The sequence below is a fragment of the Hamadaea flava genome (genome assembly GCF_024172085.1).
Classification (GTDB): Bacteria; Actinomycetota; Actinomycetes; order Mycobacteriales; family Micromonosporaceae; genus Hamadaea; species Hamadaea flava.
Map to the genome: position 1 here is coordinate 4,458,258 of NZ_JAMZDZ010000001.1, position 15,500 is coordinate 4,473,757.

The following is a 15,500-nucleotide window of genomic DNA, read 5'->3' on the forward strand; positions in this document are numbered from 1 at the left end:
CGATATCACGGTTGGGAATAGCCCGATCTAGAGCCGTTCGAAGCAGATGTCGGTGGCCCAGCGGACGAATCCGAGGCGTTGGTAGAGCTTGACCGCCGCGGTGTTCGCCTCGTCGACGTAGAGCATGACCTGATCCAGTCCCCGATGGCGCAGATGCGTCAAGCCCACCGCGGTCAGCGCCGCACCCAGCCCCAGCCCGTGCGCCGCCGGGTCGACGCCGAGCACGTAGACCTCGCCGATCGGCTCGTGCTGGTGATCGCCTTCAGGCCCGTCGGCGGCATGGCTGCCGTGGACCTTCGTCCAGTGGAAGCCCAGCAACTCCCCGTCCGGCTCGGCCTCCCGGTACGCCACGAAGAACCCCTCGGCGTCGAACCACCGCTCCGCCATGCGTACGCGTAGATCTTCGAGAGTCCAGCGGCCCTGTTCCGGATGGTCCGCGAAGGCGCGGGCATTGACCCGCAGCCAAGCCTGGTCGTCGCGGCCTGGGACGAAGGCGCGGACGGCGACCCCGGGCGGCAGCGGCGCGGCCGGGACGGGGCTGAACAGCGAGCGGCGCATCTGCAGCAGCACGCGAGCGCGGGTGAAGCCGAGCGAGACGGCGAGCGCGCCCGCCGACGGATGATCGCCGTGCGCCCACAGCCGCAGCCGTCCGGACGGATCGTTCTCCGCCGCCACAGCCAGCGCCGCAGTGACGAGCGCGCGGCCGAGACCGCGCCGCCGTCGCAGCGGATGCACCACCAGCTCGGCGCTCGGCCCGGCGATCTTGTCGGTCGGGTCGACGTGCGCGTAGCCGACGAGCCGGCCGACCTCGTCCGTGACGAGGAGGTGGACGGCCGGCACCTCGCCGCCTTGCCGCAGATGCAGCATGACGTGCTCGGACAGCGGGTACGCCCCGTCGACGTCACCGGCGAGATCGGCCAGCTCGACCGCCTGAGTCACCTGATCGGGCGTCAGCCGACCGGCGCGTTCCACTCTGACGTTCGGCTTGGCGATCATGCCGACAGACTAGGGCCTGCGCTCGTTTCGTGCGTCCCGGCCTTCGGGATTGTCCTCACCTGCCGCAGCCCCTCGGAGCGTCAGAGCGCGATGCGCTCCTTCGCGGTGGCCGGGAGGCCCTCCTCGGTGTGCCGCGCCGACGGCAGGACGAACTTGTAGCCGACCTGGCGCACGGTGCCGATCATCGACTCGTATTCCGAGCCGAGCTTCGCGCGCAGCCGCCGGACGTGGACGTCGACGGTCCGGGTGCCGCCGAAGTAGTCGTAGCCCCAGACCTCGCGCAGCAGCTGGTCGCGGGTGAACACCCGGCCTGGGTGCTGGGCGAGGAACTTCAGCAGCTCGAACTCCTTGTAGGTGAGGTCGAGCGGGCGGCCCTTCAGCTTCGCCGCGTAGGTGTCGGGGTCGATCGTCAGCTCGCCGCCGCGGATCTGCCCGCTGGCGCTGGCGGTCGCGGAGGTCAGCCGGCCCACGGCCAGCCGCAGCCGCGCCTCGACCTCGGCCGGACCGGCGGTGGCGAGGATGACGTCGTCCACGCCCCAGTCGGAGTTGAGGGCGATCAGACCGGCCTCGCTCACAACAGCGATCAGCGGTACGCCGATCCCGGTCGCGTGCAGCATGCGACAGGTGGCACGGGCGTCGGACAGCTCGGACCGCGCGTCGACCAGCACCGCGTCGGGGCTGGGAGCAGAGACGAGCGTCCGCACGTCACGAGGGGCGGTCCGGACGGCGTGAGGCAGCAGATCGAGCGCGGGGAGCACCATCGAGGGCTCGCCGGCGCGCGGCGTCACGAGAAGCAGTATCTCCACATCTACCTCCGTCACACACGGGGGGTGGAACTCCCCGGCGGCACTGACGGGCGGGTTAAGGCTTGACTCTAGCCGAACTAACCCCGAACACCAGGGTTGTTCCACCTGGTGCGCGGCGTCGTGGTCAAGTTGAGACTTGGTTCATCAAGCCGAAACACGAATTCACAGACGTGACATCTCTTATTGATTCAGCGGGACGTTTTCGGCGTACGCCGTGATGTCGAGCCCGTCCGGGGTGGCGTTGATCTTCTGGAGTTTGAGGTCATAGGGCAGCTTCGGCAGCGCCACGTCGAAGACCAGCTTGTCCTGGTACGCCGCGATCAGCGACTTGACCAGCGCGTTGAGGTTGGCGTCCGTCCCGTTCAGCTCGGTGACCTGCACCCGCAGTTTCGTCGGCCCGGCCAGGGTGACCTTGGCCTTGCCGGTCAGCGGGATGCTGAAGCCGCCCAGCGTCGCCTCGCCCGACACCCTCAACGTGCCGTCGGCGTCGGCCGCCAGTGTCAGGCCCTTGAACTTCGTCTGCTTCACCACGACGTCCCAAGGCACGACCGAGGTGCCGGTGACCTTGTCGGCCGTGATCGTGCCCTCGCCCGAGCGCAGGGCGTCCAGCGGGGCGTTCACCCCGGACGCGGTCAGGGTGAACTTCGGCAGCGTGATGCCCTGCCCCGCCAGGTTCGGCAGGACGATGACGATCTGGTCGTACTTGCCGCTCATCACTTCGGTGATGAACGGGAACCCGCCCACGTCGACGCTCGGCTCCCCGGAGCTCATCCCCCGGCGGGACACCTCGGCGACCGTCTGCTGCTTGATCTGATCCTCGGCGTACGCGGCGACCGCGCGATCCATCGCGAACACGCCCACCCCGACGATGAGGACGAGTACTACCGCGGTGATCAGGAACCGGCGCAAGGTTTCTCCTCGTCCCGTGGGGGTCTTCGTGAACTCGGTGCGTCGAGCAGTGCGTCAGGGCGTGCGTCGAGCGGTGCGTCAGGTGTATGCGTCGAGCGGTGCGTCAGGTCAGGAAGATCGCGGAGACGGCGTACGCGACCGGGGCGGCGAGCGCGAACCCGCCGAGCGGTCCCTGCATGTGCCGGGCGAGCCACATCGTGGGCGCGTCCCCGGCCAGTTCCCGGCCGGCCTCGGCGAACCCGACGGCCAGGTCGGCGAGGACACCGGCACCGGCGGCGGCCAGCCCGATGAAGGCAGCCTCCTTCGGCCCGAATCCGACGAGATAGCTGCCCCAGATGGTCGCGGCGATCGTGCCCGCGCACGCCCCGACGACCACGCCCAGCGATCCGCGCGGCACCTGGGCGGCGATCCGCGGCACCGGGGCGACGGTGTCCATCAGCCGGGCCACCAGCAGCGCGACGCCGGTCGCGGTGAGGCAGACGACGATCGCCTGGGTGCCCTTGGGAATGCGGGTCAGCACGATGAGCGTCGAGAAGCTGACCACGCCGATCACCACCAGCAGCGTCGCGCCGAGCGACTCGGTGACCCGCATCCGGACCGCGCCGGTGACCATCTGCCCCACGAACGCGGCGACGAACCCGACGACCGCGGCCAGCGCCAGCGGGCCGAGCCCGGCCACATCGGGATAGACGGCCGCGATGTCGGCCGCGATCGCGGTCAGCAGACCGGCCGCGGCCACGACCTTCATCCCCGGCGGGCGCATCGCCATCGTCCAGGACAGCAGGAACAACACCTGTACGCCGAAGATGACGACGGCGTACGACGTGCGCGCGTTGGGGCCGGAGGTCTGCGCGCCGAAGATCAGGCCGACCCCGAGCATCGCCGAGAACCCAGCGATGAACAGGGAGAGCAGCCGGCGTACGGGGACGAACGGCGGCTCCATGTCGTCGTCGAGTTCGTCCTGGTCCAGGTCTTCCGGCGGCAGCTCGCGCTCACGCGGCCGGTCGCTGCGTGACCTGCGATCTTGTCGCTGATCTTCGGGGGCGGGGAACACCTGACGATCGTGCCCTGCGCCACAGCGGACCGCAACTCAGTGCGGCCGCATTACCTGCGGATCACGGTTACACAGGTCAAAGCCGCTCAAGATCGCATGCGTAACCATGATCCGCAGGAAAATAGCCATGATCCGCGGGCAGTCCCGGATTGTGGGCTGGTTGTTCGGCGAACCACGACGGGGCTGGTAGGGTCGCTGGCTATGGGCATCCTGCTCACTAAGAGGCGCGCGGTCGACCTGTGCCGCGTGGCCGCCTGCCTGTGTCGCCCCGTCTGCTGACGGCGGCGCCGGCAGTCATGCCTGCCTTTCCCTCACGCCTGTAGAGGCTGTAGCGACGCCGCTGTCGTAGGTACCCGTTCCTTACAGGGTCGGGCGCGGCGCGTTCTCCATCGAAGATCATGCTTGAAGCGCGAGCGCCGACTCACCCTAGCCATCCATCAAGGGAGAGCTTTCCATGAGTCGCGACACCGCACTCGTCACGGCCGACTGGGCCGAGAAGAACCTCGAGGCCCCCGGTCTCGTCTTCGTCGAGGTCGACGAGGACACCACCGCCTACGACGGCGGGCACATCCCCGGCGCTGTGAAGATCGACTGGAAGACCGATCTGCAGGACCAGGTTCGCCGGGACTTCGTCAACAAGCAGCAGTTCGAGGCGCTGCTGTCGGCGCGCGGCATCGCCAACGACGACACCGTCATCCTCTACGGCGGCAACAACAACTGGTTCGCCGCGTACGCGTACTGGTACTTCAAGCTGTACGGGCACGGCGACGTCCGGCTGCTCGACGGTGGTCGCAAGAAGTGGGAGCTGGACGCCCGGCCCTACACCAAGGACGTCCCTAACCGTCCGGCGACCGCCTACCTGGCTCAGGACCAGGACCTGTCGATCCGCGCCTTCCGCGACGACGTCGTGCAGGCGATCGGCACGCAGAACCTCGTCGACGTCCGCAGCCCCGACGAGTACGCCGGCCGCCTGCTGGCTCCGGCGCACCTGCCGCAGGAGCAGGCGCAGCGCGCCGGCCACGTGCCGACCGCGATCAGCGTGCCGTGGAGCAAGGCGGCCAACGAGGACGGCACGTTCAAGACCGACGAGGAGCTGACGGACCTGTACACGGCGGCCGGCTTGGACAAGTCCAAGGAGACCATCGCGTACTGCCGCATCGGCGAGCGTTCCTCGCACACCTGGTTCGTCCTGCACGAGCTGCTGGGCGAGCCGAGCGTCAAGAACTACGACGGAAGCTGGACCGAGTACGGCTCGCTCGTCGGCGTGCCGGTGGCGCTGGGCGACGAGCCCGGTTCTCTGGAGGGCTGATCAAGATGACCGTTACGTCCTGCGCCGCCCCCGACCAGGCGGCCCCCATCCCCGCGAGCGTCGACCTCGAGAAGGAGACCGTGATCTCCGGCGTCGTCCTCGCCGCTTCCGGCGACCCGGTCGCCGGGGCGTACGTCCGACTGCTCGACCGCACCGGTGAGTTCACCGCCGAGGTCGTGACCTCGCCGGCCGGCCGCTTCCGGTTCTTCGCCGCGCCCGGCCAGTGGACGGTCCGCGCGCTGTCCCGCTTCGGCAACGGCGGCGGCGAGGTCTCCGTCGACCGCGGCGTCAACGAGTTCCAGGTATCCGTTTCCTAAAGCCCACGCTCTTACCCCGACAGGGCGCGTCACCGTCAGGTGACGCGCCCTGTCACTATGGGGCCATGCGCAAGCGACTGGTGATCGCGGGAGTCGCGGCCTGGGCTCTGCTCCTGGTCGGCCTGGCCGTCTACTCCTACCACCGCGATCCGGCCACCGTGCCCGGCCAGACCACCGTGGCCCAGGCCAGGGCCACGATGGACCGCGTCACCGGGGAACTCTCGGCCGTCTCCAGCAGCGTCAAGATCAGCGAGTACGCCGAAAGCACGTGCGAGATCACGAACGCTCGCGGCGGGCGCTCCGTGAAGCGGGAGTTGACCTTCACCACCACCCCGGGCGACGAGGCGACCCTGCTTCGCTCGATCGCCGCGGAGTTGCCGAAGGCGTATCACGCGACCACGACCCAGGGCGACGCCACCGTGACCCTCTACGCGGACGCCGGCGATTTCGTGGCCGTCCGCGGGCGCAAGGGCGCCGACCCGGGATCTGTCGTGGTTTCTCTCCTGTCCGGCTGCCGAGAGGCCCAATAACCCGGCTCGGCAGCCAGACTCAGTAGTCAGGCTCAGTAGACGAGCGCCTGGACTCCGTCGGCCAGGATCTCCTCGACGAACGTCGCCGCACCGGCGATGCGTACGCCCTCGATGACGTCGGCCTCGGTGATGTTGCGCCGCTGCGCGCACTGCGTGCACAAGGTGACCTGACCACCGGCGACGATGGCGGCGAGCAGATCGTCCAACGGAGCGGAGTGCGGCAGTTCGAACTCCTCGGCCCGGCCCGGCAACGCGTACCAGCTGGACTCGCCGGTCAGCCAGAGGGAGACCTCGGCTCCGGCGGCGAGGGCGGTCGCGGCGACGGTGAACGCCTGCGCGCACCGTTCCGGGGCGTCGCGACCCGCGGTGACCTTGACGACAAGCTTTCGGCTCATACCTCGCAGCCTAAGATGACAGACGTGGTCACGGAGATCGGGTTCGTGAGTCTGCTGGTGGCGGGCTTCGGCGCGCTCGCCGGCGGCCTCGTCTATGTCGCAGTCAGAATCGCAAGGGGACGCTGGTGAGTGAGAATCCGATGCAGCCGCCGTGGCTCAACGCGCCCCCGGTGGAGCCATATCCCTACGAGGACACGCACGACCTGCGCGTCGGCCCCGATCTGCATTCCGACCTGCTGGGCCTGCTGCCGTTCGTCGGCGAGTGGCGCGGTCGCGGCAAGGGCGGCTATTCGACGATCGAGGACTTCGACTACGCGCAGGAGATCCGGATCAGCCACGACGGCCGGCCGTTCCTGCACTACGAGTCACGGGCCTGGCTGATCGAGGAGGACGGCACGCCGATCCGGCCCGCTTTCCGGGAGGTCGGCTGGTGGCGGCCGGCGTCCAACGGCGACGAGGTCGAGATGCTCCTGTCCAACCCGACCGGGATCATGGAGCTGTACTTCGGCCAGGCCGAGGCCAACCCGCCCCGGCTGGACGTGCAGACCGACGCCGTCGTGCGTACGCCGACGGCCAAGGAGGTGCGGGCGGGGCACCGCCTGTTCGGCGTCGTCAACGGCGAGCTGCTGTACGCGTACGAGATGGCGGCGGTGGGCCAGCCGATGCAGGACCACCTCAGCGCGAGGCTGGTCCGCGTCGGCGGCTGACACCGCCGCCCATCGGTCAGAAGAACGGCCGGATCACCAGGTACGCGAGCACCGAGATGAGGGCGGCGCCGGGGAAGGTCAGGACCCAGGCGGTCACGATGTTCCCGGCGACGCCCCAGCGGACCGCGGAGAGCTTCTTCGTCGCGCCGACGCCCATGATCGCCGAGGTGATCGTGTGCGTGGTGGAGATCGGCGCGCCCAGCACCAGAGCGTTGTAGTAGAGCACGCTGCTGGCCACGCTCTCGGCCGCGAACCCTTCGGCCGGGCCCAGGTCGATGATCTTGCGGCCCAGGGTGCGGATGATCCGCCAGCCGCCGGCGTACGTGCCGAGCGCCAGCACAGTGGCCGACGTGTAGTAGACCCACCAGGGGATGTGGCCCGGGTCCTGCTGGTACCCGCCGGCGTACAGGGCCAGCACGATGATGCCCATCGTCTTGGCGGCGTCCTGCATACCGTGGCCGACGGACATCGCGGCGGCCGAGGCGGTCTGCGCCCAGCGGAAACCCCGATTGAGCTTGCCCGGGTGCCCCTTCCGGAAGATCCACATGACCGCGACCATCACGATCGCGCCGAGGATGAAGCCGACCACCGGGGACAGCACCATCGGGATGACGACCTTCTCGAGGAGGCCGCTCCAGAGCACCGTGGCGTCGATACCGAACCAGATGCCGATCAGGGTCGCGCCGACGAGGCCGCCGAAAAGCGCGTGCGTCGAGGAGGACGGGATCCCGAAGTACCAGGTGAGCAGGTTCCAGCCGATGGCGCCGATGACCCCCGCGAGCACGATGCCCAGGCTGGCCTTGCCGGCGGGCAGGGTCACCAGTCCGCTGCCGACGGTCGACGCCACCTTCGCGCCGAAGTGCGTACCGATGAAGTTGCCGAGCGCGGCCACCAGCAGTGCGACGCGCGGGGTGAGCGCGCGGGTCGACACGCTGGTCGCGATGGCGTTCGCGGCGTCGTGGAAGCCGTTCGTATAGTCGAAGATCATCGCGGCGGCGATCACCGCGGCCACGGCCCAGAACATGGCGTCCAAGGCTTAGGACTCCTTGACCGCGATGGTCTCGATGGTGTTCGCGACGTGCTCGAAGGCGTCGCACGCCTTCTCCAGCTCGTCGGCGACCTCCTTCATCTTGAGCACGGTCAGGGCGTCGTACTCGCCGGAGAACAGCCGGACCAGCAGCATCCGGTACGCCCGGTCGCCCTCGTTCTCGAGCCGGTTGATCTCGACCCAGTACTCCTGGAGGTTCTTCATGCCCTTGAGCTGCGGCATGGCGTTGGCCGTGATCTTGGCCTGCTGGTCGAGCACGTCGACCAGCTCGTGCATCTCCCGCGGCAGCGCCGGGAGCTTGGTCAGACCGTAGAGGTAGACCAGGTTGCCGGCCGCCTCGAGATGGTCCATCACGTCGTCCAGGCCCGAGCCCAGGTTGTAGATGTCCGAGCGGTCGAACGGGGTGATGAAGGTCGAGTTGATCTTGTTGTACAGCTCGTGGGTGATCTGGTCGCTGTCGTGCTCCAGGTCGCCGAGGCGCTCACTGACCGACTGCACGTCGGCGCCCGGCAGGGCCAGCTCCATGAGCATCTCGGTCCCGTGCATCAGGTTCTGCGCGGCTCGGCTGAAGAAGTCGTAGAAGGCCGCGTCCTGCGGGCGAAGGGAGAACTTCACGGCACAACCTCATCTGTCGTAGATGGACTATCCGGCGGCGGAACGGCAACCGCGATGATCGGGTTTCGGGCCGAATACTAGGGTGCTTCACGTCTTCGTCAACGGCAGGTCACCCGATGCCACCTTTGATTCATTTGGTGTTCACCCACTGTTCACCTCGGGCTGCGTTACCAATCGGCCACGTTCGACATCTGGGTCGAAATCGGCTGGCGGGTACGCGGGACTCAGCTCACGCAGTTTCTCCAGCAGGAGATTCGCCACAGCCCAGTCGCGGTACCACTTGCGGTCGGCGGGGACGACGTACCAGGGTGCGTCGTCGCTGTCGCATTTGCCCAGCGCATCGGCATAGGCGTCCTGGTACGCCGGCCACAGCGCGCGCTCGTCGATGTCGCCGGAGTCGTACTTCCAGTACTTCGTGGGGTCGTCGAGCCGGTCCAGCAACCGCTGCTTCTGCTCCGCCGGGGAGATGTGCAGCATGACCTTCACCACAGCGCAGCCGTCCGCGACGAGCTTCCGCTCGAAGCGGTTGATCTTGGCGTACCGGGCTCGCCAGGTGCGCGGCGGCACCAGGTTGTGCACCCGTACCACCAGGACGTCTTCGTAGTGCGACCGGTTGAACACGCCGATCATGCCCGCACCGGGCAGCCCACGCTCGATCCGCCAGAGGAAGTCGTGGGCCAGCTCCTCCTCGGTCGGCTTGCCGAACGCGACGATGTGTACGCCCTGCGGGTTGAACTCGCCGACGACCTTCTTGATCGTCCCGTCCTTGCCGCCGCAGTCCATCGCCTGCAGCAGGAGCAGCAGCCGCTGCCGGGATGCGCCGGTCTTCGCCTGCGCGAACAGCTTCTCCTGCCAGGCGAACAGCTCCGCGCCGAGGATGGGCAGCTGCGCCCGCGCCCAGGTCTTGGGGTCCTTGCCCGCCGACCTGGGCAGGCCGGGCGTACCGCGCGGGTCGATCGCGCGGAGGTCCACAGCACCCGGCGGGACCCTCAGCAGTTCGCTCAACCGGCGTGTCATGTCCAGATCATCACGCATTCGTCACCAGCGTGCCGGGTTTTGCGAAGTTATGCCTGGTCGTGTGGGTCGGCCGCTAAGTCCACCGGTGCCCAGGCGACGACCTTGTCCAGCCATTGCCGGTACACCGAGGCGAACGGCTCGCTGCCGTCGGCGAGCGCCCGCTGCAGATACCGTGCGGCCGCCCAGGCCTGCTCGACCAGCCCGGCCGGGTACGCGAACCGCTGCCGATGCTCGTCGAACTCGTCGGTGTCGACGAGGAGCACCACGCCGGACTCCCGGCGTCGCTTGACGTCGAGGTCGAGGTCGGCGAGCAGGACGCGGTCGGCGATCCACTCCGCGGGGGTGGTGATGTCGCAGTAGATCTCGCTGCCCTGCGGCGGCGGATTGAACATCGCCGTCCACCAGGCGTCCTCCGGGACCAGCAGGACCCAGGGCCGCTCGTGCCGGATGCCGCTGTCGGACACCGTCCCCGGCAGTACGCCGAGCCACCGGCCGTAGTCGTCGGAGCCGAGCAGGACGGCGGGATAGCCGCGGTGAGGTGTGCCGTCGAACTTGGTGATCTCCACCCGGACGCGGTCGCCCATATGCGCGACCGCCACGGGAAGGTGGCGATCGTCCGGCAGCGGCGCCTGGTGCTGCTCGTCCATCGCCTCCCCATCCTGTCACACGGCGTCACCCCGAGCGCGCCACGCCGATCGGCGATCGAGCGGCCGGTACGCCCACCGCCCGCGTGCGGGGGCGGAGTTGTCGGCCCGGACCGCTAGGGTCGTGACGTGACCCGACGGAAGGCAGCCACCGCAGAAGAGATCCTGGCCGCCGCGGTCGGCGCGGTCCCCGGCGGATCAGCCCGTCCCGGCCAGGAGGCGATGACCTCGGCGATCGCCGAGTCCCTGCGGTCCGGGGAGCACCTGCTCGTCCAGGCCGGCACCGGCACCGGAAAGTCACTGGGCTACCTGTCCCCCGCGTTGACTGTGGACGGTCCGGTCGTCATCTCCACGGCCACCCTCGCCTTGCAGTCTCAGCTGGTCGACCATGATCTGCCCCGGCTGGCCGAGGCGGTCCGGCCGCTGCTGGGCCGGGAGCCCACCTTCGCCGTCCTCAAGGGCCGCCATCACTACCTGTGTGTCGCGAAGCTGGAGCACGCCGGCGACGCCGAGGAGGAGCCGCAGGCCGGGCTGTTCGACGCCACCGTCGCCGAGACGGGCCCGGCGAAGACGAAGACGGTGTGGATCGGCGAGGCCGGGCGGCTCGGCAAGCAGTTCGACCGGCTGCGCGACTGGGCGGCGAAGACCGACACCGGCGACCGGGACGAACTGGATCCGGGCGTCGACGACGTCATCTGGCGGCAGGTCAGCATGCCGGCCCGGGAGTGCGTCGGGGCCAGCCGCTGTCCTTACGGGCAGGAGTGCTTCGCCGAGGCGTCTCGCGCCCGCGCCCGCGAGGCCGACCTGGTCGTGACCAACCACTCGCTGCTCGCCGTCGACATGATGGCCGGGCGGCAGATCGTTCCGCCGCACAAGCTGCTGATCATCGACGAGGCACACGAACTGGCCGACCGGGTCTCCAGCGCGACTCAGGCGGAGATGACCGCCGAGGCGGTCGACCGCACCGCTCGGGCGTCGCGCTCCTACATCGAGCCCGAGGATCACGCCTCGCTGCAGGAAGCAGCCGACGCGCTGACCCTGGGCCTGGTCGAAACCCCTGCCGGCCGGCTGCAGAGCGGCCTGCCGAACGTGCTGCACGAGGCCTGCACGCTGATCGACGGCGCGACCAGCCGGGCGTTGCGGCAGATCGGCGAGGTCAAGGCCGACGACCCCGACCCCGTCCGCAAACAGCAGGCGAAGGCGACCCTGACCGAGTTGAACGCCACGGCGCAACGACTGCTCGCGGCGGCCGACTACGACGTGGCCTGGGTCGAGCACGAGCCCCGCCGGGCGCTGGTCGTCGCGCCGCTGTCGGTGGCGGGCCTGCTGGCCGAGAAGCTCTACGAGGAGCGCACGGTCGTGGCCACCTCCGCCACGCTGACCCTGGGCGGCACGTTCGAACCGGTCGCCCGGTCGCTGGGGCTGATCGCGAAGACGCCGCCGGCGCCGGACGCCGCGGCCAAGGCACCGGTCGGCACGCTGCCGCCGAAGACGGAGAAGCCCCCGGCCGAGCACAATGAGCTGCCCTGGACCTCGCTCGACGTGGGCTCCCCGTTCGACTACGCCAAGCAGGGCATCCTCTACGTCGCGGCGCATCTGCCCCGACCGGCCGCGTCCGGTCTGCCCGACGCGGCCGCCGAGGAGTTGCTGGCCCTGATCGAGGCGCTCGGCGGGCGTACGCTCGGGCTGTTCAGCTCTCGGCGAGCCGCCCAGCAGGCCGCCGAACTGGTCCGCATGAAGACGGACTACACCGTGTTCCTGCAGGGCGACGAGGCGCTGCCGCTGCTGGTCCGCAAGTTCCGGGCCGACAAGGCCAGCTGCCTGTTCGGCGTGATGTCGCTCTGGCAGGGCGTGGACGTGCCCGGCGACGCCTGCCAGCTCGTCGTGATCGACCGACTGCCGTTCCCGCGCCCGGACGAGCCGCTCGCGGCGGCCCGGAGCGCGGCGGTGGACGACGTGGGCGGCTCCGGCTTCGCCTCGGTCAGCGTCCCGATCGCCGCCGTACGCCTGGCGCAGGGTGTCGGTCGGCTCATCCGGTCCACCTCGGACAAGGGCGTGGTGGCGGTGCTGGACTCCCGGCTGGAGACGGCCCGGGGCTACGGCGCCTTCCTGCGTAAGAGCCTGCCGCCGTTCTGGTACACGACCAAGCGGGATGTCGCCCTCGCCGCCCTCAAGCGCCTGGGCGCCAACTAGCCGGCTACCTCTGGAGGTAGGGGTCGCGGCCGGGAGCCCGCACCGCGGCGGTCGCGGCCTCCACCGCCTCCGCCGCCGGACCGTCCACAAGGTAGACCCGAGTCGTCGCGTTCCCGCGTGAGCGCAGCAGGCCGATCCGGCTCAACGCCTGAATGTCGCGGATGGCCTGGTCACGGCTGAGATCCTCGTCCTGCTGATAGGTCGTACGCCGAAGCTCGCCGACGGCCGCGGCGTACAGCGCGGAGACCACGCGCTCGGGCAGTCCGTGCTGGCCGGCGAGCTGCGCCATGTCCTCCCAGATCTTCACCGTCCACTGGTACCGCCGCTGGACGCGTTGCGCCTGCCGGTGGTGCGCGCTCAGGACGAAGCGCAGCCAGGTGTGGGCGTCGCGCTCCGGTTGGAAGGTGCCGTCCTGCGTCGTACGCAGCGCTTCGTAGTACTGGACGGTGTGGACCTGTTCGCCGAGCCACTCCTCGATCGACGAGAACTCTGCGGAGAGTTCGCCCGCCCGAGTGAGCACCAAGGTGTGCAGCGCTCGCGCCATGCGGCCGTTGCCGTCTCGCCATGGGTGGACGCAGACCAGGTTCAAGTGGGCCATGGCGGCGCGCGCATAGGCCGGCGCGTCCAGGTCGCCCTCGCGCAGCCAGCCGACCAGCTCGTCCATGAGCCCGGGCACCCGATCGGCGTCCGGCCCGGTGTACGCGGGCTCCAGCGGGTCCGCGCTGGTGACGTAGATGCCGCCGGCCCGATACCGCCCCGGCCACTTCGCGGGCTGGTACTTCGTGATCATGAAGTGCAGCGTGGACAGCAGCGTCTCGGAGTACGCGAAGAACGGCAGCGTCGGAGCCTGCCGCACGTAGCTCATCGCGTCCCGGTAGCCGATGACCGCTTGTTGGGTCTGCTCGTTCGCGTCGGCCGACATCGGCGCGTGCTCGACCAGCGCCCGGGCGTCGGAGTCACTGATCGTGATTCGCTCGATCGTGTTGGATCCCTGGATGGCGGCGGCGAACAGGCTTCGGCGCAGCTGGCCTTCCCACCGGGGCTTCTCCCGGAGGTGCAGTTGGAGGTCGGCGCGCATCGCGTCGAGTTCGCCGAGGACTCGGCGGTCGTCGCCGTCCAGCGCGGGCATGGCGTACAGCATGCCTCAATGCTACAGCAGTAGTAGCATAACCGTGGAAGGGTGAGTGTCAGAGGTAGAGGCCGGTGCCGTTCTCCTCGATCCGGGTCGCCGCCACGGCGTGGATGTCACGCTCCCGGAGCAGGATGTAGTCCCGGCCGTGCAACTCGACCTCCGAGCGGTCGTCCGGGTCGAACAGGACGCGGTCGCCGGTCACGATCGAGCGGACGTTAGGGCCGACCGCGACGGCGGTCGCCCAGGCGAGCCGGTGCGCGACCGACGCGGTAGCGGGGATGACGATGCCGGCGGCCGAGAGGCGCTCGCCGTCACCGGTTTCGAGACGGACCAGAACCCGGTCCAGCAGGAGGCGAATGGGAAGGCCGGAGTCGGGCTGACTTGCTGCGGTCACGGTCAGGCACGCTACCCGACGCCGGATCCGGCCCGGTGCCCGACGGCACGGCCTCGGAGGTCCCTGACGGCGAGATGGGTGTATCCCCGGATGCCCGGGATGCCGCCGCCGGATACGGTAAGACCGGCCGACGTGCTCAGACAGGTGGCAGGAGGTGTGCGTTGGGGCGGTTCGAGCAGGCCCGGGCCAACATCAAGAGGGCCTACCAGGCTGGGCGCGCCGGCGTGCGCGCCCGCCGCGCCCAGCACAACGAGCAGGCCGAGGAGGATCCCGTGGCCGACCCCTCACCGAAGACCCCAGAAGTGGTGCACAGCAGCACCTCCAGCCGTGACGACGTGGAGGTGCCCGTCGGCCTGCGCGTCGCCGCCGCCTGGGGCTGGCGCGTGCTGATCCTCGGCATCATCGTCTACTTCGCGCTGAAGCTGGTGAACACCCTCTCGCACGTGATCATCCCGCTGGTGATCGCGTTGCTGCTCAGCGCGCTCCTGGGCTCGTTCGTCGGGGTGCTCTCCCGGTTCCTGCCCCGTTCCCTCGCCACGGCGATCGTGGTGCTGCTCGGCATCGGGGCGGTCGCAGGTGTGCTCACCATCGTCATCACGCAGTTCGTCGACAACGTCCCGCAGGTCGCCGACAACGCCGCCAAGGGCGTCGAGGGCATCCGGGGGTGGCTCAAGTCCGGCCCGCTCGGGTTGACCAACGAGCAGCTCACGGCGTTCGGCGACCAGATTCAGAAGTGGGTCACGGAGAACCGCGACAAGCTCACCAGCAGCGCGCTCGCGACCGCGTCGACCACCGCCGACGTGCTGACCGGCCTGTTCCTGGTGCTCTTCTCGCTCTTCTTCTTCCTGCGGGACGGCAACATCATCTGGCGCTTCTTCGTCGGCGTACTGCCGCCGGCGACCCGCGAGGCGATCGACTACTCCGGCCGCGCCGCGTGGCACACGCTGGTCTCCTATGTGCGTGCCACCGTCCTGGTCGCCTTCATCGACGCCATCGGCATCGGGGTCGGCCTCTGGATCCTGAAGGTGCCGCTCGCCCTCCCGCTGGCCGCTCTGGTCTTCCTGTTCGCCTTCATCCCGATCATCGGCGCCACCGTGTCGGGCGCGGTCGCGGTCCTGGTAGCGGGGGTTACCAACGGCTGGGTCACCGCGCTCATCGTGCTGGCCGTCGTGATCGGCGTACAGCAGTTGGAGGGGCACGTCCTCCAGCCGTTGATCATGGGCAAGGCGGTCGCCATCCACCCGCTCGCCGTCATCGCGGCGATCGCCGGCGGCCTGGCCATCGCCGGGATCATCGGCGCGCTCATCGCGGTGCCGCTGGTCGCCATGTTCAACACCGGCATCCGGGCGATGATCGGCCGGCGCAAGCAGATCGAGGCCAAGCTCCGCGAGGAGTCGGCTCAGCGGGAGGCCGCGACCACGGCCACCGCCTGAC

General features: G+C 69.4%; 19 protein-coding genes. 8 read left to right on the top strand and 11 right to left on the bottom strand.

The window, feature by feature from the left end; all coding sequences use genetic code 11:
- Positions 1-27: 27 nt before the first annotated feature.
- The 4 genes from mshD to HDA40_RS21070 form a co-directional block, all read right to left on the bottom strand.
- Entirely contained in the window at positions 28-996 is a 969-nt protein-coding gene (gene mshD, locus HDA40_RS21055; protein WP_253758491.1) for a mycothiol synthase, read from the bottom strand.
- 80 nt (positions 997-1,076) lie between these two features.
- Positions 1,077-1,802, bottom strand: coding sequence for a winged helix-turn-helix transcriptional regulator (locus tag HDA40_RS21060; protein ID WP_308197733.1), 726 nt, complete (start codon positions 1,800-1,802; stop codon positions 1,077-1,079).
- A 180-nt stretch (positions 1,803-1,982) separates the two neighbouring features.
- Entirely contained in the window at positions 1,983-2,711 is a 729-nt protein-coding gene (locus HDA40_RS21065; RefSeq protein WP_253758493.1) for an LmeA family phospholipid-binding protein, read from the bottom strand.
- 103 nt (positions 2,712-2,814) lie between these two features.
- Positions 2,815-3,765 (bottom strand): hypothetical protein, encoded by a 951-nt coding sequence (locus HDA40_RS21070; RefSeq protein ID WP_253758495.1) that lies wholly within the window; start codon positions 3,763-3,765, stop codon positions 2,815-2,817.
- A gap of 201 nt (positions 3,766-3,966) precedes the next feature.
- Between HDA40_RS21070 and HDA40_RS42560 the strand changes: the two genes are divergently transcribed.
- The 4 genes from HDA40_RS42560 to HDA40_RS21085 all read left to right on the top strand — a co-directional run bounded on the left by HDA40_RS42560 (position 3,967) and on the right by HDA40_RS21085 (position 5,921).
- Positions 3,967-4,044 carry an Ms5788A family Cys-rich leader peptide gene (locus HDA40_RS42560; RefSeq protein WP_372503171.1) on the top strand — a complete coding sequence of 26 codons (78 nt, stop codon included), beginning with the start codon at positions 3,967-3,969 and terminating at the stop codon, positions 4,042-4,044.
- 175 nt (positions 4,045-4,219) lie between these two features.
- Positions 4,220-5,074: a sulfurtransferase gene (locus tag HDA40_RS21075; protein ID WP_253758497.1), complete on the top strand. Its 855-nt coding sequence runs from the start codon at positions 4,220-4,222 to the stop codon at positions 5,072-5,074.
- Positions 5,075-5,079: 5 nt separating this feature from the next.
- Positions 5,080-5,391, top strand: a complete 312-nt coding sequence (locus HDA40_RS21080; RefSeq protein ID WP_253758499.1) for a DUF1416 domain-containing protein — start codon at positions 5,080-5,082, stop codon at positions 5,389-5,391.
- Between the two features lie 65 nt (positions 5,392-5,456).
- Entirely contained in the window at positions 5,457-5,921 is a 465-nt protein-coding gene (locus HDA40_RS21085) for a hypothetical protein (RefSeq protein WP_253758501.1), read from the top strand.
- Positions 5,922-5,953: 32 nt separating this feature from the next.
- Here HDA40_RS21085 and HDA40_RS21090 read toward each other — a convergent pair whose 3' ends face one another.
- Positions 5,954-6,316, bottom strand: a complete 363-nt coding sequence (locus HDA40_RS21090; protein ID WP_253758503.1) for a DsrE family protein — start codon at positions 6,314-6,316, stop codon at positions 5,954-5,956.
- Positions 6,317-6,340: 24 nt separating this feature from the next.
- Between HDA40_RS21090 and mtfM the strand changes: the two genes are divergently transcribed.
- Both mtfM and HDA40_RS21095 read left to right on the top strand, forming a co-directional pair.
- The gene (mtfM, locus tag HDA40_RS41605) at positions 6,341-6,445 is read left to right on the top strand and encodes a small membrane protein MtfM (RefSeq protein ID WP_290862309.1); all 105 of its coding nucleotides are present in this window, start codon (positions 6,341-6,343) and stop codon (positions 6,443-6,445) included.
- Positions 6,439-7,023 (top strand): heme-binding beta-barrel domain-containing protein, encoded by a 585-nt coding sequence (locus tag HDA40_RS21095; RefSeq protein ID WP_253763711.1) that lies wholly within the window; start codon positions 6,439-6,441, stop codon positions 7,021-7,023. The genes mtfM and HDA40_RS21095 overlap by 7 nt, the downstream gene beginning before the upstream one ends.
- Before the next feature lie 16 nt (positions 7,024-7,039).
- Here HDA40_RS21095 and HDA40_RS21100 read toward each other — a convergent pair whose 3' ends face one another.
- The 4 genes from HDA40_RS21100 to HDA40_RS21115 all read right to left on the bottom strand — a co-directional run bounded on the left by HDA40_RS21100 (position 7,040) and on the right by HDA40_RS21115 (position 10,287).
- The gene (locus HDA40_RS21100) at positions 7,040-8,047 is read right to left on the bottom strand and encodes an inorganic phosphate transporter (RefSeq protein ID WP_253763712.1); all 1,008 of its coding nucleotides are present in this window, start codon (positions 8,045-8,047) and stop codon (positions 7,040-7,042) included.
- A 12-nt stretch (positions 8,048-8,059) separates the two neighbouring features.
- Complete coding sequence (locus HDA40_RS21105) at positions 8,060-8,686, bottom strand: DUF47 domain-containing protein (RefSeq protein WP_253758505.1); 627 nt, start codon at positions 8,684-8,686, stop codon at positions 8,060-8,062.
- A gap of 141 nt (positions 8,687-8,827) precedes the next feature.
- Positions 8,828-9,703 carry a PPK2 family polyphosphate kinase gene (locus HDA40_RS21110; protein WP_253758506.1) on the bottom strand — a complete coding sequence of 292 codons (876 nt, stop codon included), beginning with the start codon at positions 9,701-9,703 and terminating at the stop codon, positions 8,828-8,830.
- A 47-nt stretch (positions 9,704-9,750) separates the two neighbouring features.
- Positions 9,751-10,287 (bottom strand): ribonuclease FAU-1 family protein, encoded by a 537-nt coding sequence (locus HDA40_RS21115; RefSeq protein WP_253763713.1) that lies wholly within the window; start codon positions 10,285-10,287, stop codon positions 9,751-9,753.
- A 189-nt stretch (positions 10,288-10,476) separates the two neighbouring features.
- On the opposite strand from HDA40_RS21115, the gene HDA40_RS21120 reads away from it, so the two are divergent.
- A complete protein-coding gene (locus HDA40_RS21120; RefSeq protein WP_372502902.1) occupies positions 10,477-12,540 on the top strand; it encodes an ATP-dependent DNA helicase in 2,064 nt (687 codons plus the stop codon).
- Between the two features lie 4 nt (positions 12,541-12,544).
- Here the strand turns inward: HDA40_RS21120 and HDA40_RS21125 are convergent, their stop codons facing one another.
- On the bottom strand, positions 12,545-13,681 hold the full coding sequence (locus HDA40_RS21125) for a Fic family protein (RefSeq protein WP_253758508.1): 1,137 nt from the start codon (positions 13,679-13,681) through the stop codon (positions 12,545-12,547).
- Positions 13,682-13,727: 46 nt separating this feature from the next.
- The gene (locus HDA40_RS21130; protein WP_253758510.1) at positions 13,728-14,066 is read right to left on the bottom strand and encodes a GroES family chaperonin; all 339 of its coding nucleotides are present in this window, start codon (positions 14,064-14,066) and stop codon (positions 13,728-13,730) included.
- Positions 14,067-14,227: 161 nt separating this feature from the next.
- Between HDA40_RS21130 and HDA40_RS21135 the strand changes: the two genes are divergently transcribed.
- Positions 14,228-15,499: an AI-2E family transporter gene (locus HDA40_RS21135; RefSeq protein ID WP_253758512.1), complete on the top strand. Its 1,272-nt coding sequence runs from the start codon at positions 14,228-14,230 to the stop codon at positions 15,497-15,499.
- Position 15,500 lies beyond the last annotated feature (1 nt).